We start from the raw sequence: 19383 nt of genomic DNA, 5'->3' as shown, positions 1-19383 counted from the left end.
CCATCTGTGTACGTTATCTCAGATGCCTGCGCCGCGCGTGTCCCATCGACCCCATCGGAGTTCTTTCATGCCCGCCTTACGACATCCATCAGTCTTGCGTAATCGGTGACGACGTCGTAGCTGACCTTGTCGGCGGCGGCGAAACTCCTGATCTTCTCGAAGAAGCGCCGTGCACATTCGATTTTCTTGTTTTCGAGATCGCGCAGCTTGAGGGACGACAAGGTGCCTTTCGTCTCCGCCACGAAGTAGATGTGGTGGACCGATCCTTGCCGGAACGAGATGGCCCAGTCGGGGTTGTAGTCGCCGACGGGCGCCAGCATTTCCTGCACCCGTGGCGGGTCTATCCCCACGCCTGTGGGGGATCCTACGGACCACGGAAGCGCAGGTGCTCAGAAAGGAGTCTATCCCCACGCCTGTGGGGGATCCATTCCCAACATCAGCGACAATGCCTCCCAGGAGGGTCTATCCCCACGCCTGTGGGGGATCCTACGCCTCGTGGTGCGTGAAGCATGGCTTCATGGGTCTATCCCCACGCCTGTGGGGGATCCGGCGAAGAGCGCGGAACGCTCGATTATTGGAGGGGTCTATCCCCACGCCTGTGGGGGATCCAGGTTGGCCGAAGCACGCTGCGGCCGGAGATGGGGTCTATCCCCACGCCTGTGGGGGATCCCGCTGCGGGACAAGCCTGTCAGCCGGCGTGCAGGGTCTATCCCCACGCCTGTGGGGGATCCCGGAAGATGAGGTAACGATGCTCGGCCCGCTGGGGTCTATCCCCACGCCTGTGGGGGATCCGGGCAATAGAGGGCGAGGAGCTGGCGCTGGGCGGGTCTATCCCCACGCCTGTGGGGGATCCCGAGAGGTCGCACATATGGCACGCCCGGCCGCGGGTCTATCCCCACGCCTGTGGGGGATCCGTCCACTGTGCGCCGTGGTAGTAGCGCCGGGCGGGTCTATCCCCACGCCTGTGGGGGATCCTCATGACCAGTTTCACCATGTCATTTCTCCAGGGGTCTATCCCCACGCCTGTGGGGGATCCATATCCGCCGCGTAGGCAGCAGCCCCTCGCGAGGGTCTATCCCCACGCCTGTGGGGGATCCGCGCTCAATGAAGCCAGACTTCTCCGATGCTCGGGTCTATCCCCACGCCTGTGGGGGATCCTTCTGGCAACCATCTATGAAAACGAGCCGCGGGGGTCTATCCCCACGCCTGTGGGGGATCCATACTAAACACGCACCCAAGCGCATATCGATAAGGTCTATCCCCACGCCTGTGGGGGATCCTCCCAGCGTAGGGTGGTGGTCTTGCGAATATGGGGTCTATCCCCACGCCTGTGGGGGATCCGAAGCGCCGGCCGTCTTGAGCGAGGTCCACACGGGTCTATCCCCACGCCTGTGGGGGATCCAGGCGGAGGTTGGTGCGGTACTCGCCGTGCTCGGGTCTATCCCCACGCCTGTGGGGGATCCCTGAGCACCGGCAATCGCGACAGGGTCGGGCTGGGTCTATCCCCACGCCTGTGGGGGATCCGCAGCGCCCTTGCCAACGCGTCGTGGGTACGTGGGTCTATCCCCACGCCTGTGGGGGATCCAATCGAAATGCCGATCATGTTTCACCTCTCGGGGGTCTATCCCCACGCCTGTGGGGGATCCATTTCAGCACGCTGAGTCTCGGTGTCGGATTCGGGTCTATCCCCACGCCTGTGGGGGATCCTCTGCCTCTTAAATAGCTGAAAACTCTGCGATGTCAAAGAGCGGTCAACGGTTGGTGTCACCGTTGGCAAGGGGGCGGCGGACGAGGAGCATGGCGTCGTGGGGCACGATCTGCCGGGGTGGTTCGCCGAGGGTTGAGAGACCGAGGCCGCCATTGGCGGCGCTGTCGGCGTAAGTCATCACGATGCTGCCGCGCTGGAACTGGCCGTGCCAGTCTGAGAGCACGGACCAGATACGGCCGCGCACTCCGGCGCTCATGCGCGGATGGGCATAGACGCCGGCGGAAAGCTCCAGCATGGCCGAGCCGAGAAAGCCGCGATAGCGGTCCTCCACGTCGCGCGTCAGGATGACCACCATCGGCATCAGTCGATATCCTCCGATCCTGCGGTGTCGGGGTCCTCGTCGCTGGCTTGCTTCGTCCTCACGCTTCGGCTGCCGGCGGCGCGTCCAGCGCTCGAAGCGCCTTGGGTGTCGTCCTCTTCCGCGTCCGGACCCACCAGGCGCTTGATCCGGTCGATCATGGAGGCGATGACATCCTGCTGGCGAAAGAGCCGGGCCGCGCGCCGGCGCGTCAGGCGCTCCACGGGCTCCCCCGTCTTCACTGCTTCCCTGGCGGCGCCGAAGGCGATGTCGAGTGTCACGTCGTGCCGATAGAGATCGGCGACATCGAGCACGAAGGACTGGCCGGAATCCTCGTGCACGAAGCCGAGTTGCGGAATGGTGGCGGTGCTGGCGACGGCCACGGCAGCGGCGGCGCGCATGGCGCTGGCCGCGTGGTTGATCGCCTGGTTGGGAAGATCGCCGGCATTCGGGTTGGTCCGGTCGTAGTTTCGGCCCTTCCAGGGCACGCCGTGCCGCTCGGCGGCGAGCTGGTAGCTGCGCTTGATGCGGGCGCCCTCCTGGCCGCGCAGCACCTCGATGTCGCGGGTGCGCACGATCTCGTCGAAGCGGATCGCATACATGGCGCGCGCCACCTCCATGCGGGCTTTCGGGTCGGCCCAGCGGCGAACCTGTTCGCGCGCCAGAGCGGAGGTGTCCGGCATCAGCGGCGGGGCGGTGTAGAAGCGCACCGCCCCTTCGCCGATCGCCGCCAGCGCGCAGCCATGCCGGGCAAGAAGCCTCAGAGCATCATGCGTGACGCTGGAGCCCGGGCCGAGAAGGATGATCGACAGGCCCTGATGCGGGATCTGGTAGTTGCCGGGCGCAAGCTCTCCGCCTCCGGCCGTCACGAAGCGCAGGCACCCGTCCTCCACCTCCAGCCGCCCGCGGTCGAGCCAGACGAGACCGTGCCGGTCGGTGTGGGGAATGCGCGCCTTTTCCAGGCCGAGACGGCCGACCAGCATGTCAGGCGCTCCCGGGTCGCAGCAGCAGCATGCCGTAGCCATAGGCGGTGTGCCGTCCCACGCCGCGCGCCAGCAGCCGTGAGAAAGCCGCGCCGTCGGTGACCGTCAGTTCGCCGTGGAAGGTTGCATCCGGCCCTTCGGAACTGGCTTCGCCGCCCTCCTGATCGTGCCTGCGGGTGCGCACGCGGGCAAAACCGACCATGCGGGTGCGGGCGACATCGAGCGTTGCGGCGCCCGACAGGCGCTCCGCCAGCCAGTCGCGATAGACCGCCTCGCGGGAAAGGCCATCGTCCTCGGGATCATCGGGCATCCCGTCCGGAAAGCGGCGCAGCCGCGCCACGAGGAAGGCGTCGACCTCGGCCCCCTTGCGCATGGCGCCACTTACCGCCTTGCCCTTGAGATGCAGTCGATGCTCCTCCCGGCTCCATCCTTCCAGCGGCTTCAAGAGACGGCGCATGGGCCGCGCGCGCAGGTCGAAGGCCAGCCGCCGGCCCTCCCGCCAGGTCTCCGGCATGGTGCGCAGCGCCAGATGCGCGGTGCCAAGCGCCTGCAAGAGTTCGGGCGCGGCAATGTCCAGCGCCTCGCGAAGCGCGTCCTCCGTCGCTGTGCTGTAGGCATAGAGCGTCGCGTTGCGGGCGCCGGGCGCCGGCATCAGGCGGAAGGGTTGCAGCGCGCCCTTGCCGAAGGCCTCGCTGAGAAGGTGGTGCAGCGCGCGACCCTCATCATCGCCGGTGCCCCGCAAGGCCGCCAGACGGCGCAGGCTCTGGAGATCGACGGGAAGGCTGATCAGGGTGAGGGGGGGCTTGGTCTCCTCGCTCATACGGCCGGCCCTCCGGCCATCACCACGCCCTCGACAACGGGGCGCGCCCCGCCATGCAGGCCGGAGCGCCAGTTGCGCAGATCCGGCAGGTCGTGAATGTGGTGGACGGCCGCGCCATCGTCCGGCCCTTCGCCGAGCGGCCAGAAGGCGCGTAGCGGCGCGGGCGTTTCTGAAGCCGCAGCGGTCCGTTTCGATGATACCCGGATCGCAGGCGAGGCGGGCCAGGGCACGCGTGCGAGCGCCTCATAGGCATCCGGGGCCTCGACGAACCAGTCTTCCCGCCGCGCCGGCAGCAGCGGACGCGAGGGCAGGCAGGTCTTGCGGCCGATGAACAGGGGCCGGGCCGGCCGGTGGAGCGCGGTGGCCAGGGTGTCGAGGTCGGGAGTGGCACCTTCGCCGTGGTCGCCTGCGGGCGGCGCAAGGGTCACGGCCATGACCACGCGCGCATCCATATGGTAGTCGCGCCGGCGGCGGTGCGGCGCGCCGTAGCTCGCCCCGTCGCGCCCCTCGACGATGCCCCAGGTCGTCCAGCCGCGATCCTTCTTGTCGAGCTGCGCATTCTGCATGTCCGTCAGAAGTCCGGTGGGGCTCTCCCGGTCGAGACGCGCCGCGAAGATCAGCCGGTCCTGCAGCGCCTGATGCCTGTCGCAGTCGGTGCGCTGCCAGCCGAGCGCATTGGCGAACAAGCCGGTCAGCATGGAGGCGGCCGGAAAGTCGCGGGTCACGCCCACATGGTCGATCGCCACGCCGCCGAAGGCGATCAGCGGCGCTTCGATCTCGAGGATCAGCCAGCGGCGATCAGGCATCGGGGGCATCCTTCACGGTCTTCGCAGCCCAAGTCGCGAGATCGGCGAGCGACGCCGGGGTCATGTCGGGCAGGGCGCCCCGGGTGCAGAGATGTTGCCGGTCCTCGCCGGTGGCATAGGCCTGGTCGAAGGCTTTGAGCTGTGCGGCGAGAGCATTGAGCGCCACCGGAAAGCTGTGGGGCAGGGCCTCCCGAAAGGCAGCCGCCAGCGAACGCGGCTGCCGGTCGCCGGCCTCCACCAGCAGGAGTTCGGCACGGCCATAGGGCGCGGTCGAGCCGAGCTTGGCGCCGGGCGAAACTTCCGCGATCAGGTAAAGCAGGTTGTGCACGACGCGACCAGCCAACTCGCGATCCTCGCCGCAGTTCTGAATCAGGCCGGGCAGGTCGATCACGACATAGCCGTAATAGAGGCCGGAGGTCAGCTCCGTCTCCTGGATCGTGTCGGCGCCGTTGGCGTCTTCCTCGCGCTTCAGGTCGTCGACGGCGGTGAAGTAATCGTCCTCGCTTTCGGCCGGATGCACGGTGAAGGCATGGGCGACATGCACGGGCGCATCGATATTTGCCTCGGGATCGGAGGTCACCATGCGGCCGAAGAGGGCCGCCGTCAGGCCGCCCGGCAGCTTGCTGTTTTCGCTCATAGCCTTGAAGGTCTTGTCCTTAGCCCACTCGTCCACGGCCTTCTCGGCCGCCTTCGCATCGCCGGCCGCGGCCGCGATCGCCTCGGCGCCGGCTGCGAGGAAGGCAAGCTCGGGTGCGCCGAGCAGCAGGGTCTGCCGGCTCTGCTTGCCCTTGTCGCCGCTCTTGCCATAGACGAGCCGCTGGAAGGCCGGCTCCAGCGCATTTACGATCTCGTCGGCATACCGGCCGCGCAAGGGGCGGATCACCTTTTCCGTCACCAGTTCGCGCGAGCGGAAACTGTCGACATAGCCGGCGAGCGTCTGCAGGGAATGCGGGTCCTTCTCGGCCAGGCGCCAGTGCCGCTTCAGGCTCTGCGAGGAAATGCGCGTGCGCGTCGTGCCGCCATAGACGAGCCGCTTGGCCTGCCCCGTATCGTCACGGTTGAGCAGCGCCGCCGTATAGGCATGAAGCGTGTGGATCTGCAGGAAACGGGGCGTGGTCATTTTGTCTCTCCCTTTTTCGCGGCATAGGCGGCGCGATCGAATGCGTCGTAATAGGTGTTGGCAAGGCGGCGCAGCGGCCAGACATCGTCGATCAACAGGAGGTTACGGATGTCGTCGCAGTTCACGCCGTTGCTCATGTTGGCGAACAGGAAGCGGGCGATGCGTTCCAGCGCCTCGCCACGCCAGTCGAAGGGCAGGGCCATGAAGCTGGCCAGCCGCTTTTCCGAAAAGCCGGCCTCGGCAAGCACCTTGCCGAGCGGCTGGTCGAGCCTGTGAAAGGGCGCGCGCGAGCGCACCTCGCCGCGCGGCGTCAGGAGCGCGAGGATCTTCACGAACTGTATGCCGCGGGCATCGCCTGACACGGGATGCTGCTTTTCCGTCGCCAATTGCCAGAAGGCGATCTCGCCGGGCCCCAGCGGGTCCATGCGGCGCAGACGCGCAACCGAGCCGGGGTCAAGCCGCATCAGGGCGCCGACAAGAGCGGCGGTCGTCGTCTTCGGGCTCGCATCCGTGCGGTCCTCATCCGTTGCTTGGGACGTTTCAGCCATGATCGGCCACCTCCTTCTGGTCCTGACGTTCAAACAGGTGCGGGTAACCTTCCCGCAGCTCCCGGGACAGGAGGGCGCGGCGCGCCCTGACGTCGGCGCGGTGCCGGTAAAGGGAATGGCAGGGCATATCGGGCAGCGACTGCTCGAAGAGTGCCTGCGTGCTTGCCCAGAGCTCCCTGGCAAAGGCGGTCTTTGCTGCCGTCCGCGCCGCCTCGTCCTGTGCCTCCGCCGCGAAGCGTCGCCAGAGATGGTCGAAGAAAATCGTATCGGCAAAGCGTCCCAACTGGTTGCGCGCCGCGCGCGTCAGTCTGTAGCTGTCGCGACTGATGCGTTCGGCCTCGCCGGAGGCGGCCGCAAGCACCAGCGCATAGCCGAGCGCCTTGTCAAACGAGCGGATCGTCGCGACCTGCTCCTGCGCAAGACGGCGAAGCGTTTCCTGGGAGACGGCATCGCCCCATTCGGCGGTGAGCCGCCGCCCCTCGATGGGGACAATGCGGGAGCGGTAGCCGCCGGTCTTGGAATTGCCGCGCGCCAGCGCCTGCGCCACTATCGCCAGCGGCGTATCCGCCCCCTCGAAACGGGCGCGCCGCGCCAGAAGCGGCAGCGTCCACTCGCCGGAAAACAACAGCCGCGTCAGCATCTCGTAATCGAAATCGCCCTCGTCGCCGATTGTCAGGCTCTTGCCTTCGGTCGTGTGCGCCGGTGCCCAGGGGTCCTCCAGATTGCCCTTGTTCATCTTGGCCGCGATCCGCGTCTCGCGCGAGGTGCCCTTGGTCGCGCGGAGGCGGCCATCACGGATATCGAGCCGCACGCGCCGGCACACTTCGATGAACCAGATGTCGAGCTGTTGAAGCGTCAGTTGCGCGCCCTCCGGCCAAGGCTCCAGCCATGTCAGCCCGATCCCGTCATCGGCATAGGGCAGGCTTGTTTCATCCAGAACCCGGTCGCGCGTCTCCAGCAGCACCCGCAGGTCGCGGCGAAACCATGCTCCGGGCCTCACCCGCATCGCCCTGCCTTTACCGGGCGACAGCGGCGCCAGCGTGACCATCGCCCGGGAAGAAGAGCCGCCGTTCATCCGCACGACACCTTGATTACCCGCCCCGCCATAGCCTTCGCCCGTTTGCAGCGAGACGAGCGCATAGATCCAGTCTTCGGCGGCACCCGCGCGGGCGATCATCTGCTTCAGATCGTGATTGCGCGAGGTGATCAGGAGGTCGAGCCCGTCGGCCGTCTCCACCGGATTGGCAAGCGTCACGCCCTCGGGAATGGCCGGCTGAAGAAAGGCCGGCTTCGATGTATCCTCGACAACGAGGCACCACGGCTCGTCGCGCGCAAAGCCCGGCGTCAGCCCGCGCAGCAGCGCCGCCCAGTCCGCCTCGTTCTCGGGAATGTCGCTACGCCCGGCCCGGTGAAGGGCAAGGCCCGCAAGCTGCACCAGAAACATATGCCAGCTCGCCGCCTGATGCGGCCGCAGCGCCACAAACCCATCGACCCCGTCACGCGCCAGCGCCGCGAGCACCCCTGGCAGGGTCAGCCGCGCCGGTGGAGAGATGGTGAGGAGGGGATCGCTGAGGAGATTCGTATCTTTTGTCCCGGTCATCCTTTATCCCGCCCGTTCCAGCCCACGCCGCCCATACACAAACCCCGCCTCCATCACCGAAAACCGTACCGTCTCGCCGTCGCTCTCCGCCGGCACCGGGTCTTTCGAAAACACGCCTCCCCAGTGGGCGGGCAGGGTGATGCCGGTGACGGGGGCGCCGAAGGGGCCGGTGACCGGGAGGGTGAAGGTGATTAGCGCCCCTTCCGCGCCGAGACGGGTACGGACCGTCATCTCCTCGTCGGCGAAAGGTTTTAGCTCCATGAAGTCATCCGTGACGGGAAGCCGCACATGCCTGGCCCCCTGGGCATCCGCGATGTCGCGGCCATACTCCGTACTGCGGTAGGCGGGCCAGCGGCCTCCCAGCTCGGCGTCCAGCGCATCCAGCCTGTCGTTATGCAGCGCGCTTTCCACCAGCAGCCGGTTCATGTCGGGGATCGCCCAGGCAGGATGGGACAGAACGAGCCGCCGCGTCAGTTCCGCCGCATGCAGGTTGCGATAGACCCCGCCGCCGTCGCGAAAGGCCCCGAGCCCGTTGTCGAAGGATGGTGCCGTCAGCCGGTCCAGCCCGCCCTCCGGCGTCAGGACCATGCAGCGCGCCACCTCGAAACCCGCCGGGCGCGGCAGCACATGCCGATGCAGGCGGCCGATGCGTTGGAGCAGCACATCCACCGGGCAGAGGTCGGTGATGAGGAGATCCGCATCGATATCCAGGCTCTGTTCGAGTGTCTGGGTTCCCACCACGATCGACCCGCCGACCGGGCGATACATCTCTTTGGGACTGAGCGCCGCCTCGACCGCCGCGTCCAGCAGCGCGCGATCCTCGGCGGCAAAGCGCGAATGGTGCAGCGCCGGGCCATCCGCCACTTGCAGCAGCCGATCCCCGGCACCGAGCGTTTCGATCGCATCGAATGTCTCGAGCGCAGCGCGCACCGTGTTGCGGATCACGAGCACCTTGGCGCCCGCCCGTGCTGCGGCGACCGCAGGGATGGCCGCTTCGGCGCCGGACCACCCGGCGACGAGCGTCATCGCCACATCTTTTTGCCGCTGGTCGGCCGTCCCGACGCTCCTGACCCCGCCCTTGTGCCCCCAGACGGCCGGGTAGGGCGCGGCGACGGCGGTGTCGAAGTCCGGCGCGCGCCGGGTGCGGCGGTCGGTGCCGAGCCAGAGCGCCCGCGCTTCCGCCGCCAGCGTCGCAGACATCAGCATGGCGTGCCCGCCGCGCGACAGGTGAAGATTGAGAAGATGGCTCTGGATGTTTGTCATATAGGCGTCGGACGCATGAACCTCGTCGATCACCAGCAGTGCCCGCGACAGGGCGGCCGCGCGCAGATGCGCGTGTTTCACCTGCAGCGCCGCGAGCATGGCCTGGTCCACCGTGCCGACCGCCACGGTCGCCGCCAGCATACGCCGCCCGCTTTCCGCCGCCCAGCGCGCAAGGCGTAGGGGCTCGTCGGGATCGTCGTCCCACAGCACGCGAAAGCCCGGCAGGCGCTGGCCTGAAACCGTGCCGGCCTTGAGATAGCCCGGTACGGCCAGCGCCGCCTCCGGCGCCCCGGCGCCCATCAGGCGAACGAGCGCATCATTCACCCGTTGATGGATCTGCCGGGCTGCGGCCCGGGTCGGCAGCGCGAAATAGAGACTGTCCACCAGCCCGGCCTCGAAAAGCTGCGCGAAGCGATAGAGCGCAGCCTCCGTCTTTCCCGAGCCCGTCTCGGCTTCCAGAATGAGAAGCGGATCGTCGAGCGGCCATGCCGCGGTCACCGTCTGAGCCGGGCGCGGGGGATGTCCGCCGGAAACCGTCTCGAAACACACTTTCCCGGCCATGGCGGCGCGAAACCGGCTGGCATCGAGGCCAATGTCCGCCACGGCCAGCGCCGCCTGATGGCGGGCATGATCCATATAGGCCGCATCCGCCTCGGCCACGTAGGGAAAAACCGCTTCCGTCGAGCCCAGCCAATCGGCCAGCGACACGAGCCCGCAGAATAGATGCTGGAAGGATGGCGCCGACGGCAGCGGGTCGCCGCCGGGCGCGAAGGCCGCGTCAAACCAGCCTCGCATCAACCCGCCCAGGGCCTGTGCCGCTGCAAGTGGATCGTAGCCCGCCGCCGCCACGCTCGCCCATCCCTCTCGGTCCCTACCGGTGAAGGTGAAGGGACGACCGTGATGGGCAAATGCTGCCTGCCGCAGGCCCGGGGCGACGCCCCAGGCCTTGAGCGCGGAAACATGCAGCGCCTTGGCATAAGCCCAGTCGGCAACGCCGTCAAAAAGTGCAGCGCCTTCCGCCACGTGCCCGCGCGGACAAATGCCCGGCCAGCCGGCGCCCGGCGGCAGGGCGCGGACCTGAAAGCCCGGATGCAGTTTACCGCAATCATGCAGGAAAACGACCATCGCCAGCCGCGCCACATCCTGTTCCGTCAAGGCCCGCCCGGCCGCCGTTTCCAGCCGCCGCCGCACCACTGGCAGCCCGCTGAGCGTGTCGAAACAGGCTGCGACATCGGCACAGTGATGCGCCAGATGGTGGCTGCCATTCTCCCCCAGTTTGCCCCAGGGTAACGTTAGTACTGCCGACAACGACTCTCCCCTCGTCTGCTGCAACCAAGGAGAATTATTTGCTGCTGATTCGCAACTTTAAAGCCGCTTTTATAGGTATAATTTTGTGTGCCTTTTTAAAACTGCGGGCCTGCATCAGGCTAAAATGCGGGACAGATTACACAGTCGACTGAAACGCAAAGCTGAGGTCCACTGTTGGCGAAGGCGGATTACACGCTGCCAAACCGACACGCGTATGTTAGCGTGGTGCAGTATTTGACTCGCGATACCCCGAAAGTTCGTTTATACGATCATGGTGAAATTTTCGAGTGTCGTAAGATTAAGGTTTGGATTTTAATATTTGAAGATGAAAAAGCATGCGGTGAGCTATGCGATTATCCGCTTCCAGCCTCATGTTGAAACGGAAGAATTCGCCAATGTCGGAATCGTCCTAGTCGCACCGCGTCTGGGCTATCTAGATTTCCGGATCGAAACCAAGCGTCTTGCCCGCCTGACGAAATTTTTCGACAGCATGGACGCGAGAATGGTCCGTGGTGTGCTGAGAAGCTACAACACCGAGTTGACGCGGATCCGTGATCTCGCTGGGCATAAGGGCGACGGGCAGGGGCGGTTCGAGTTCGAATTGCGCGACAATGCGGAGCATCTATTCCATGCCCTCACCAAGGACCGCGAGGGCATGATCCGGTTCAGCGATGTTCGTTTCGCGATGACCGACAGCCCGACGACAAAGCTTCAGGACCTCTTCGACTATTACGTACGGCGCAATTTCGCGGGCGCCGTTTATCGTGAGGGCCTCCTGGAGAAGCATGTTCGGGGTCTGCTGAAGATGCGCGATCTCGGCCAGAACTTTAAGCCCATGTCGTTCAGCGACGGGCTCTACTCGGCCAAATTTCCCTTTGTGGAAGTCGTTGGCGAGAAGCCGCTCAAAGTTCTCAAGCCGATCTTTCTCGGGCAGGACGAACCGACCCGCATCCTCGATCACGGCAATAAGTGGTTGTTCACGATCCAGCGCTTGAAAGACAGGCTACCGCCCGACGTCGTTATGGCGGTCGAGGGGCCAACTGATAACGGTAAGCCCAGACAGGCCTTCCGCCAGGCCGTGAAACTCTTTCAGGACCACAAGATCCGCGTGATCGATGTGCAGAATGAGGACGAACTGATCAAGGTGGCCGAAGGGACGCCTACCGGCCGAGCGCCCGCCCCACTCTTGGTTTAAATGTGGCGCTGAATGCGGGCTCCGTGGCGGGGACAGTAGAGTGAGCGCAAGACCTTATTGCTGAAATCCTCAAGCCGGCGCCTTGCTTTTCGCCGGCGTGCCACGCTTGTCATCGACTGTCGCGACCCCAACCAGGTGCTCCAGATCCAACCCCGGATAGGCGATCGCGTTCACCAGCTCCGCGCGCTTGTCGAGCATCCCCTGGCTTAAGACGCCGTAGCCGCGCGTCACCCGGCTGCCGTTTCCATGGCCGAAGATGAAGTTGAAGTCGTCATCGAGGTAGCCGGCGCGGCGCAAAGCGTCGAAGGCCCCGTGGCGAAAGGAATAGAGCGACAGTCCCTTTCCATCTTTGATGCCGATTTTTTCAAGATACCGCCCGAAGGCGCGGCTGAAGTCGGCCATCATCTGACCCCGCACGTTACGTACAGCCAGCGGGAAGAGGCGCGTGTGTCCCGCGGCTTTGATGTCTGCGATGTAGTCGAGAAGGCCGAGCCGGATGAGTTCACGATGGATTGGCACCTGTCGTCGGGAACTGGCGGTCTTCAGCGTTTTCCGCTCCTCGGCAGTGTCATCGTCATCATCGGTTTCGGTGATGTCCATGAACCAGATCTCTTCCATCTGCCGGATGTCTGACAGCATGAGCTGGGCGACTTCGGCAGGCCGGGCCCCGGAGTAGAGCATGATCAACGGCACCCAGTAGCGGTGATCCCGGATCCTGATCGATCCCGGCTTGTGCCAGAAGCGCGGTGCCTCATCGCCTTCGCAGCCCGTGAACAGCGGAGACCGGAAGAGAAGATTGAGCTGGTCGGTGTTGAAGGGAAACACCTTCTTGCGCTTGTCCTTGGCGAGCGCCATGCCTTCGGTCGGATTGGCGTCAACGTAGCCGTGCGCGACGAGCCAGCTGCAAAAGGCGCCAAGGCTGGCCAGGTGGCGGTTCACGGTGCGTGGCGTGATCACCGGTTTGCCGACCTCCGCATTGTGCTTGACGATCTGGGCGATCTTCATGCCCACAAACGCCTTGGTCTCTGCCGCCTTGACCGGATACTCCATGAGCAGCGCTTTCCACTCGCGTACGGCGCGCTTGTCGATTTTTGAGGCGGGGTAGGTGGTTCCGACATGGTCGACGAAGAGCCCGACATCCCGCCGGGCCTGAGCAAGAGTATCGAGGGTAATGCGGCGCGGGTTCTCGCGGGCGTAGACGTCGAAGAGCTCCATGATGGATTGGCCCGGCGCTGCCGTTTCGCGCGGCGCAGCGAAGGCAGGCTTGACGATCGGGTCCGTCGGGCGACCGGAATAATCGCCGACGTCCCGTTCCAGCGTGCGTTCAAGAACCTGAATGTCCGCTCGCATCAGGAGCTCCTCGAGCTCCCGGAAGGGCGCAGAGTCGTCCTCGACCAAGAGGCGATGGCGTCGGATAAAACCGCGGACAGCCTCCTTGATCAACACGAACCGCCCGTTCGCCAGGTCGCGGCGCAACGCTGCCAGACGACGGGAGCGGAGATTTGCGTCATCCTGCCGGGCTCGCTTCAGGAGCTCAAGATCGGCATATCCGTTGATCATGCTGACCATGTCGTCCGAGCGGATTTCGCCGTTGTCGATGCGTTGCCAGACCCGGGCAGCTTCGCGCTCGAAATCTGCATCGGTCGGCATCGCGCGCCGTCGTTCGGCGTCCTCCTGGAGCTTCGCTTCGTAATGCTCCCAGACGGCGACGGCCTTGTCCCGATTGGTCAGATGGCGCCGGGCCAGCATGTCCTCAAACGTCGCGTCCCATTTCTGAAGCTCGGCGTTCAGTCGGCGCTTCGCGGTCGCCTCGTCCTTCGTCCGCAGCGAGATTTTCTTGTCCTCGCTCGGGAAGTGGTCGCGAAGGTCGGCCGGGATGTAGATGCGGGCATAGTAGGTGCCGCCTTCGCGTCGAATGAGGTTGGATCGTCGTGTCATGAGAGGCTCCCGGAACAGCTTACCGGAACAGTAAACCGGAACACCTCTAGACCAGAAAGCTATTTTATGGCAATAGGTTGTGGCGTTTCAAGGGCTTGAATAAGTTTGGATTATGTTCCTGGCGCCCCAGCCATCGTCTCACAATCTCCACGCTGTCTCTGCGTGATGGCATGCGCGGGGAGCAACGGGACGATCGTCGCCGGCAAAAGGTCCCTGGCGACTATTTTTCTCTCCACGTGTAACGGATCGGGTATTCGATCGTACTATATGCATACGGCCGCATGGGGCGGAGTATGGGAAGGAGCCCGCATGGCATCGACCGATCAGGAGCCCGCAGCGGTCAGCCGTGACTGGACGCGGCCGAAGCGGTTCGACCGGAATCTGATCGTCATCGGTGGCGGATCGGCCGGTTTGGTGTCGGCCTATATCGCGGCGGCGGCCAAGGCGAAGGTGACGCTGGTCGAGGCGAACGCGATGGGGGGCGACTGCCTGAATTTCGGTTGCGTGCCGTCCAAGGCGCTGATCAAGAGCGCCAGGATCGTCCACCAGATGCGCCATGCCGATCGATACGGCCTGGAGCCGGTCGAGCCCACCGTGCCGTTCTCCGCCGTGATGGAGCGGGTACACCGGGTGATCGCCGACATCGCGCCGCATGACAGCGTCGAGCGTTACAGGGCGCTGGGGGTCGACGTCCTTCAAGGCTATGCGAAGCTGATCGACCCGTGGACGGTGGAAATTGCCCTGAACGACGGGGCAAGCCTGCGCCTGACCACGCGCGCGATCATCATCGCGACCGGCGCGCAACCCGTCGTGCCGCCGATCCCCGGCATCGAGGCGGTCGGCTATCTCACCTCCGATACGATGTGGGAGCGATTGCGCGACCGGGCGCAGGCGCCGCGGCGGCTGGTGGTGCTGGGCGGCGGGCCGATCGGCTGCGAACTGGCGCAGGCCTTTGCCCGGCTCGGCTCCGAGGTCACCCAGATCGAGATGGCGCCGCGCCTGATGATGCGCGAAGACGAGGATGCGGCGCGCCTGGTCGAGGCTTCGCTGAAGGCCGACGGTGTCACGGTCCTGACGGATCACAAGGCGGTGGCCTGCGGGGTCGAGGCCGGCGAAAAGTGGATCGATGTCGATCATGCCGGCGAGAGGCGGCGGATTGCCTTTGACGACATGATCGCGGCCGTCGGGCGCGCGCCGCGCCTCAAGGGCTTCGGGCTGGAGGAGCTGGGCATCAAGGTCGATCGCGTGGTCGAGACCAATGCGTATCTGCAGACGCTGCACCCGAACATCCTGGCCGCCGGTGACGTGGCCGGTCCCTACCAGTTTACCCATGTGGCGGCACATCAGGCCTGGTTTGCCACCATCAATGCCCTCTTCGGCGATCTCAAGCGCTTCAAGGTCGATTATTCGCTCATTCCCTGGGCCACGTTCACCGATCCGGAAGTGGCCCGTGTCGGCCTTTCGGAGGCCGAGGCCCGGCAGAAGAACATTCCCCACGAGGTGACGCGCTACGGGATCGATGATCTCGACCGGGCGATCGCCGACGGGGCCGACCGGGGCTTCGTCAAGGTGCTGACCGTGCCTGGCAAGGACAGGATCCTCGGTGCGACGATTGTCGGCGAGCATGCGGCCGACCTGCTGGCCGAATTCGTCTTCGCCATGAAGCACGGGCATGGCCTCGGCAAGGTGCTCGGCACGATCCACATCTATCCAACGCTTGCCGAAGCCAACAAGATGGTTGCCGGCCAGTGGCGGCGCAACCACATCAATGCCGTCCTCCTGTCGCTGCTCGAACGCTTCCAGACCTGGAGACGCGGATGATCGATGCGCGCCTCCTGCCGCTGCAACGCGTCCTCCTCCAGCCGCTCGCCCGGTTCCTGGCCGATCGCGGCGTCCGGGCAGACATGATCAGCCTGACGGGGTTCGTCGCCGGCCTTTGTGCCTTCATCGCCCTGTGCCTCGGGCAATGGCCGGCCGCACTTATCCTCATCCTCCTCAATCGCCTTTTCGACGGTCTTGACGGCGCTGTCGCGCGGATCGCGGGGCCGACGGATCGCGGTGCCTATCTCGACATCGCCTTCGACATGGTTTTCTACGCGCTCATCCCGCTCGGTTTTGCGCTCCAGGCACCCGAAACCCACGCGCTGCCTGCCGCGGTGCTGATCGTGTCTTTCGTCGGGACGGGCTCTTCCTTTCTCGCCTTCTCCGCCGTTGCGGCAAAACGGGGCAGCAAGGCCGCCGATTTTCCGACCAAAGGCATCTATTACGCCGGGGGCCTGGCGGAAGGCTTCGAGACCATCGCCGTCTTCGTCGCCATGTGCCTGTTTCCGGCGCAGTTTCCGGTGATCGCCTACGGATTCGCAGCGCTCTGCGCCGTCACCACGCTCATCCGCTGGCGGCAGGGATGGATCGCCTTTTCCGGGGGTGAGCGATGACGCGGCAGAGCATCGCACCCCTTCCGAACCGCGCCGGTTCAAACATCCGTGGCGAGCCGATCGAGCGCGTTGCGCACGGTCACACGGGCCCTATGCAGAAGCACGCGCATGTTGCCTTCGCTGATGTCGAGAAGCGCGCAGACCTCCCTGGGGTCGAGGTCCTGGTGAGCGCGCAGGATCAGCACCGCGCGCTGCGCCACTGGCAGCGCCTCCATCGCCGCCTCGACGTGCTGAAGGATGCTGCGTCCCTCGACATGTCGATCCGGCGTCAACGCGTCCCACAGGTCGGGCATCTGGCGCCAGCGTCCGCGCCCGTCGAAGGCCTCGGCAAGGCCGTCGCCATCGCCCGCATCGTCGAAGAAGACGATGCGACCGTCGCGCTTGGCCCGGCTGCGGGCATTGTTGACGAGGATGGCGTGGATCCAGCTCGCCAGAGAGCTTCGTGCCTCGAAGAGCTCGATCCGGCTGATCACCGAAATCCAGGTGTCCTGGACCACGTCTTCGGCCGCGGCACGGTTGCGGACGATCGCTCTCGCAAAGCGGATCATGCCGGCATTGTGGCGTCGAAACAGCTGCTCGAAGGCTGTCCGATCCCCTTCGACCAGACGCTGCAGCAGAGCCTGCTCATCCCGTTCCGCTCTGCCCACAGCCCCTCCGATCGGTGTTCGCGCGGTATCAACGGAACAATCCTGGCGGAAGTCCAGCGCGATTTCAGCGGTTCAAGCCATCGTGACCCTGAAACCGGCGCAAGCGGCGCGCTGAGGGCGCGCTGGAAATCCCCTGCAAAGGCCGAACGCGCGCGACATCTCCAAAGGGCCGCCGCCAGTTTCTCTGTCCATGACGGGTTCCCCAACGATGTCTGACGAAAACAGCAGCATGCCCACGTCCGGCAAGACCGCCTCTTCGCGCGCGCGTCTTGTGCGGTTCGCCCCTGTCGGGATCGTCGTGCTGGGCCTTGCGCTGGGTTACGCCCTCGGCCTGCAGGACTATCTCAGTCTCGGCTATCTCGCCGAGCAAAGACAGTCGCTGAGGGCAATGGTGGATGCCAACAGGGTCTGGTCCGCTGCCGTGTTCGTCGGGGTCTACATCCTTGCCGTCGCCTTCTCGTTTCCGGCCGCCTCCGTGCTGACGATCTTCGGGGGCTTCCTGTTCGGCTGGCTGCTGGGCGGCGCGCTCGTCGCCGTTGCGGCGACCGTCGGGGCGTCCATCCTGTTCCTGGCGACCCGCTCCGCGTTCGGCAGTTTCCTGCGCCAGAGGGTCGACGGGAAAGTGAAATCGCTTGCCGAGGGCTTCCGCAAAAATGCCTTCGGCTATCTCTTCGTCATTCGCCTCGCGCCCGTCTTCCCCTTCTTCGTGGTCAATATCGCCGCCGCGCTCTTCGACATCAGCCTCGGCCGCTTCGTCGCTGCCACCTTTTTCGGGATCTTGCCCGGCACATTCGCCTATGCCTATCTCGGTCAGGGCGTGGACAGCGTGCTGGTCGCCGCCCGGGCCGCCGGACGCGAGGCACATCTGTCGGATCTGGTGACGCCGCAGATCACGCTCGCATTCTTTGCGCTCGCCATCGTGGCCCTGATCCCGACCATTGTCCGGCAGGTCCGCCAGCGCGGGAGTGACGTTTGACCGCATGCCACCACCCCGCCCCATCTCGAATCCGCAGCAAAAAGCGCACCACGCTGTAACGGATCGTGCCGGAAGCAGTCCTGTCACAGAGGTCCAGAAAAAGGATTGATCCGATGTTAAAGTGCCGGGAAGTCGCAGCGCGCGCCAGCCGTCTGATCGACGGTGAACTCGGACCATGGCAACGGTTCCGCATGGAATTGCACCTCGCCATGTGCCGCCGCTGCCGCAATTTCGTCGAACAGATGAAAAGGACGCGCGACCTGACGCGGATGACGGTATCGCCGGAAGATCAAGAGATGAGCGCCGAAATCGAGGCCGCCCTTGCGCAGCGCCGATCGCGGTCGACGGGCAGAAGCTGAGCATCCGGGACGGTCGATCACAGGAATACGGGCGCCGGGCAGTGGCTCGCTCCGCTCCGAACACGGGAGACGAAACAGCATGCGTTTCATGAAAGCCATCCTGGCAGCAGGGCTCATCGCCGGAATATCCGGCCTTCAGGCGATAGCGGCGGATGCCGTGCCGAAGGACTGGCCGGCGATCGAGAAGGCCGCCTCCGGCCAGACGGTCTACTTCAACGCCTGGGGCGGATCGGAAAACATCAACGCCTATCTCGAATGGGTGGGCGGCGAAATGCAGGCCCGCTACGGGGTCACGGTGGTGCAGGTGAAGCTCGACGATACGGCCAGCGCCGTGGCGAAGGTCATCGCCGAGAAGGCCGCCGGCAAGAATGCGGGCGGCTCCGTCGATCTCATCTGGATCAATGGCGAGAACTTCGTCTCGATGAAGCAGCAGGGCCTGCTGATGACGCCCGGCTGGGCGACGTCGCTTCCCAATTGGCGCTATGTCGACGTCGAGAACCAACCGACCATTCTCACCGACTTCACCGAACCGACCGAAGGGCTGGAGAGCCCGTGGGGCGGGGCAAAGATGGTCTTCTTCTACGACAGCGCGCGCACGGATGCGGCATCCCTGCCGGACAATGCCGTGCAGCTTCTTGACTGGGCGAAGGCGCATCCCGGTCGGTTCTCCTATCCCGCCCCGCCGGATTTTGTCGGTTCGTCCTTCCTCAAGCAGGTCCTCAGCGAGGTGATCGACGATCCCGCAAGGCTCGCAAGGCCTGTCGATGAACAACGCTTCGAGCGCGACGTCGAGCCGTTGTTTGCCTATCTCGACCAGTTGCATGCCGTTGCCTGGCGCTCTGGCAAGGCCTTCCCGCAGAACTATCCGGACATGAAGCAGAAGCTCGCCGACGGCGAACTCGACATCATCTTCGCCTTCAATCCGGCTGAGGCATCGGCGGGGATCAGGGCGGGCGAGCTTCCCGACACCGTCCGGTCCTTCACCTTTTCGGGTGGCACGCTCGGAAACACGCATTTCGTGGCAATCCCCTACAATGCCAATGCCAGGGAAGGGGCGCTGCTGACGGCCAATTTCCTCCTGTCGCCGGAAGCCCAGCTGCGCAAGCAGGACCCGGCCCATTGGGGGGATCCGACCGTCCTTGCCATGTCGAAGCTGCCGCAAGCCGATCGTGCGGCTTTCGCGGCCCTTGATCTCGGCGTCGCGACCCTCACCCCGGACAAGCTCGGTCCGGTGATTGCCGAGCCGCATGCAAGCTGGATGGAGCGGATCGAGGCCGAATGGCGCCGGCGCTACGCCAGCGGCAATTGACCATGGCGGG

The 19383-nt window shown here is 65.2% G+C and carries 17 protein-coding genes and 1 CRISPR repeat array; of the genes, 5 read left to right on the top strand and 12 right to left on the bottom strand.

From position 1 onward, the window contains the following. Positions 1-65: 65 nt before the first annotated feature. The 9 genes from F3H41_RS16765 to cas3 all read right to left on the bottom strand — a co-directional run bounded on the left by F3H41_RS16765 (position 66) and on the right by cas3 (position 10514). Entirely contained in the window at positions 66-320 is a 255-nt protein-coding gene (locus F3H41_RS16765; protein ID WP_210246669.1) for a hypothetical protein, read from the bottom strand. Positions 321-336: 16 nt separating this feature from the next. Then, positions 337-1707: a CRISPR direct-repeat array (repeat unit 29 nt; unit sequence GGGTCTATCCCCACGCCTGTGGGGGATCC). Between the two features lie 44 nt (positions 1708-1751). Beyond that, complete coding sequence (gene cas2e, locus F3H41_RS16760) at positions 1752-2069, bottom strand: type I-E CRISPR-associated endoribonuclease Cas2e (RefSeq protein ID WP_149739826.1); 318 nt, start codon at positions 2067-2069, stop codon at positions 1752-1754. Next, positions 2069-3049 (bottom strand): type I-E CRISPR-associated endonuclease Cas1e, encoded by a 981-nt coding sequence (gene cas1e / locus F3H41_RS16755; RefSeq protein ID WP_149739825.1) that lies wholly within the window; start codon positions 3047-3049, stop codon positions 2069-2071. The genes cas2e and cas1e overlap by 1 nt, the downstream gene beginning before the upstream one ends. A gap of 1 nt (position 3050) precedes the next feature. Beyond that, a complete protein-coding gene (locus tag F3H41_RS16750; RefSeq protein ID WP_149739824.1) occupies positions 3051-3869 on the bottom strand; it encodes a type I-E CRISPR-associated protein Cas6/Cse3/CasE in 819 nt (272 codons plus the stop codon). Then, the gene (gene cas5e, locus F3H41_RS16745) at positions 3866-4675 is read right to left on the bottom strand and encodes a type I-E CRISPR-associated protein Cas5/CasD (RefSeq protein ID WP_149739823.1); all 810 of its coding nucleotides are present in this window, start codon (positions 4673-4675) and stop codon (positions 3866-3868) included. The genes F3H41_RS16750 and cas5e overlap by 4 nt, the downstream gene beginning before the upstream one ends. Next, entirely contained in the window at positions 4668-5795 is a 1128-nt protein-coding gene (gene cas7e / locus F3H41_RS16740; protein ID WP_149739822.1) for a type I-E CRISPR-associated protein Cas7/Cse4/CasC, read from the bottom strand. Before cas7e ends, cas5e begins: the two co-directional genes overlap by 8 nt. Next, positions 5792-6343, bottom strand: coding sequence for a hypothetical protein (locus tag F3H41_RS16735; RefSeq protein WP_149739821.1), 552 nt, complete (start codon positions 6341-6343; stop codon positions 5792-5794). The genes cas7e and F3H41_RS16735 overlap by 4 nt, the downstream gene beginning before the upstream one ends. Beyond that, positions 6336-7943, bottom strand: a complete 1608-nt coding sequence (locus tag F3H41_RS16730; protein WP_149739820.1) for a CRISPR-associated protein Cse1 — start codon at positions 7941-7943, stop codon at positions 6336-6338. Before F3H41_RS16730 ends, F3H41_RS16735 begins: the two co-directional genes overlap by 8 nt. 3 nt (positions 7944-7946) lie before the next feature. Beyond that, the gene (gene cas3, locus F3H41_RS16725) at positions 7947-10514 is read right to left on the bottom strand and encodes a CRISPR-associated helicase Cas3' (protein WP_210246668.1); all 2568 of its coding nucleotides are present in this window, start codon (positions 10512-10514) and stop codon (positions 7947-7949) included. A 325-nt stretch (positions 10515-10839) separates the two neighbouring features. Here cas3 and F3H41_RS16720 point away from each other — a divergent pair, with 325 nt between their 5' ends. Further along, the gene (locus F3H41_RS16720; protein WP_244616248.1) at positions 10840-11709 is read left to right on the top strand and encodes a DUF3037 domain-containing protein; all 870 of its coding nucleotides are present in this window, start codon (positions 10840-10842) and stop codon (positions 11707-11709) included. A 69-nt stretch (positions 11710-11778) separates the two neighbouring features. Here the strand turns inward: F3H41_RS16720 and F3H41_RS16715 are convergent, their stop codons facing one another. Beyond that, entirely contained in the window at positions 11779-13647 is a 1869-nt protein-coding gene (locus F3H41_RS16715; protein WP_149739817.1) for a DUF6538 domain-containing protein, read from the bottom strand. 309 nt (positions 13648-13956) lie between these two features. Between F3H41_RS16715 and F3H41_RS16710 the strand changes: the two genes are divergently transcribed. Continuing rightward, positions 13957-15468 carry an FAD-dependent oxidoreductase gene (locus tag F3H41_RS16710; protein WP_149739816.1) on the top strand — a complete coding sequence of 504 codons (1512 nt, stop codon included), beginning with the start codon at positions 13957-13959 and terminating at the stop codon, positions 15466-15468. Next, positions 15465-16082 carry a CDP-alcohol phosphatidyltransferase family protein gene (locus tag F3H41_RS16705; RefSeq protein ID WP_149739815.1) on the top strand — a complete coding sequence of 206 codons (618 nt, stop codon included), beginning with the start codon at positions 15465-15467 and terminating at the stop codon, positions 16080-16082. The genes F3H41_RS16710 and F3H41_RS16705 overlap by 4 nt, the downstream gene beginning before the upstream one ends. 38 nt (positions 16083-16120) lie before the next feature. Here F3H41_RS16705 and F3H41_RS16700 read toward each other — a convergent pair whose 3' ends face one another. Beyond that, a complete protein-coding gene (locus F3H41_RS16700) occupies positions 16121-16729 on the bottom strand; it encodes a sigma-70 family RNA polymerase sigma factor (RefSeq protein WP_149739814.1) in 609 nt (202 codons plus the stop codon). A 229-nt stretch (positions 16730-16958) separates the two neighbouring features. Between F3H41_RS16700 and F3H41_RS16695 the strand changes: the two genes are divergently transcribed. Continuing rightward, the gene (locus F3H41_RS16695; RefSeq protein ID WP_149739813.1) at positions 16959-17705 is read left to right on the top strand and encodes a TVP38/TMEM64 family protein; all 747 of its coding nucleotides are present in this window, start codon (positions 16959-16961) and stop codon (positions 17703-17705) included. A gap of 116 nt (positions 17706-17821) precedes the next feature. On the opposite strand, the gene F3H41_RS21610 is transcribed toward F3H41_RS16695, so the two are convergent. After that, positions 17822-18154, bottom strand: a complete 333-nt coding sequence (locus F3H41_RS21610) for a hypothetical protein (protein WP_244616244.1) — start codon at positions 18152-18154, stop codon at positions 17822-17824. Here F3H41_RS21610 and F3H41_RS16685 point away from each other — a divergent pair. Beyond that, positions 18144-19373 carry an ABC transporter substrate-binding protein gene (locus F3H41_RS16685; RefSeq protein WP_149739811.1) on the top strand — a complete coding sequence of 410 codons (1230 nt, stop codon included), beginning with the start codon at positions 18144-18146 and terminating at the stop codon, positions 19371-19373. The two genes, F3H41_RS21610 and F3H41_RS16685, sit on opposite strands and share 11 nt — an antisense overlap. Positions 19374-19383 lie beyond the last annotated feature (10 nt).

This window comes from Rhizobium sp. RU20A (genome assembly GCF_900155885.1).
Lineage (GTDB): Bacteria > Pseudomonadota > Alphaproteobacteria > Rhizobiales > Rhizobiaceae > RU20A.
The sequence above is the reverse complement of the archived record's forward strand: the minus strand, read 5'-3'. Positions and strand labels throughout refer to the sequence as shown.

Excerpts from the sequence above, each read along its gene's own strand:
- F3H41_RS16695 (WP_149739813.1), top strand. The coding sequence starts at position 16,959 with ATGCCCACGTCCGGCAAGACCGCCTCTTCGCGCGCGCGTCTTGTGCGG.
- cas5e (WP_149739823.1), bottom strand. The coding sequence starts at position 4,675 with ATGCCTGATCGCCGCTGGCTGATCCTCGAGATCGAAGCGCCGCTGATC.
- cas2e (WP_149739826.1), bottom strand. The coding sequence starts at position 2,069 with ATGCCGATGGTGGTCATCCTGACGCGCGACGTGGAGGACCGCTATCGC.
- F3H41_RS16730 (WP_149739820.1), bottom strand. The coding sequence starts at position 7,943 with ATGACCGGGACAAAAGATACGAATCTCCTCAGCGATCCCCTCCTCACC.
- cas7e (WP_149739822.1), bottom strand. The coding sequence starts at position 5,795 with ATGACCACGCCCCGTTTCCTGCAGATCCACACGCTTCATGCCTATACG.
- cas1e (WP_149739825.1), bottom strand. The coding sequence starts at position 3,049 with ATGCTGGTCGGCCGTCTCGGCCTGGAAAAGGCGCGCATTCCCCACACC.
- F3H41_RS16750 (WP_149739824.1), bottom strand. The coding sequence starts at position 3,869 with ATGAGCGAGGAGACCAAGCCCCCCCTCACCCTGATCAGCCTTCCCGTC.
- F3H41_RS16765 (WP_210246669.1), bottom strand. The coding sequence starts at position 320 with ATGCTGGCGCCCGTCGGCGACTACAACCCCGACTGGGCCATCTCGTTC.
- F3H41_RS16735 (WP_149739821.1), bottom strand. The coding sequence starts at position 6,343 with ATGGCTGAAACGTCCCAAGCAACGGATGAGGACCGCACGGATGCGAGC.
- F3H41_RS16685 (WP_149739811.1), top strand. The coding sequence starts at position 18,144 with ATGCGTTTCATGAAAGCCATCCTGGCAGCAGGGCTCATCGCCGGAATA.
- F3H41_RS16720 (WP_244616248.1), top strand. The coding sequence starts at position 10,840 with ATGAAAAAGCATGCGGTGAGCTATGCGATTATCCGCTTCCAGCCTCAT.
- F3H41_RS21610 (WP_244616244.1), bottom strand. The coding sequence starts at position 18,154 with ATGAAACGCATGCTGTTTCGTCTCCCGTGTTCGGAGCGGAGCGAGCCA.
- F3H41_RS16705 (WP_149739815.1), top strand. The coding sequence starts at position 15,465 with ATGATCGATGCGCGCCTCCTGCCGCTGCAACGCGTCCTCCTCCAGCCG.
- F3H41_RS16715 (WP_149739817.1), bottom strand. The coding sequence starts at position 13,647 with ATGACACGACGATCCAACCTCATTCGACGCGAAGGCGGCACCTACTAT.
- F3H41_RS16710 (WP_149739816.1), top strand. The coding sequence starts at position 13,957 with ATGGCATCGACCGATCAGGAGCCCGCAGCGGTCAGCCGTGACTGGACG.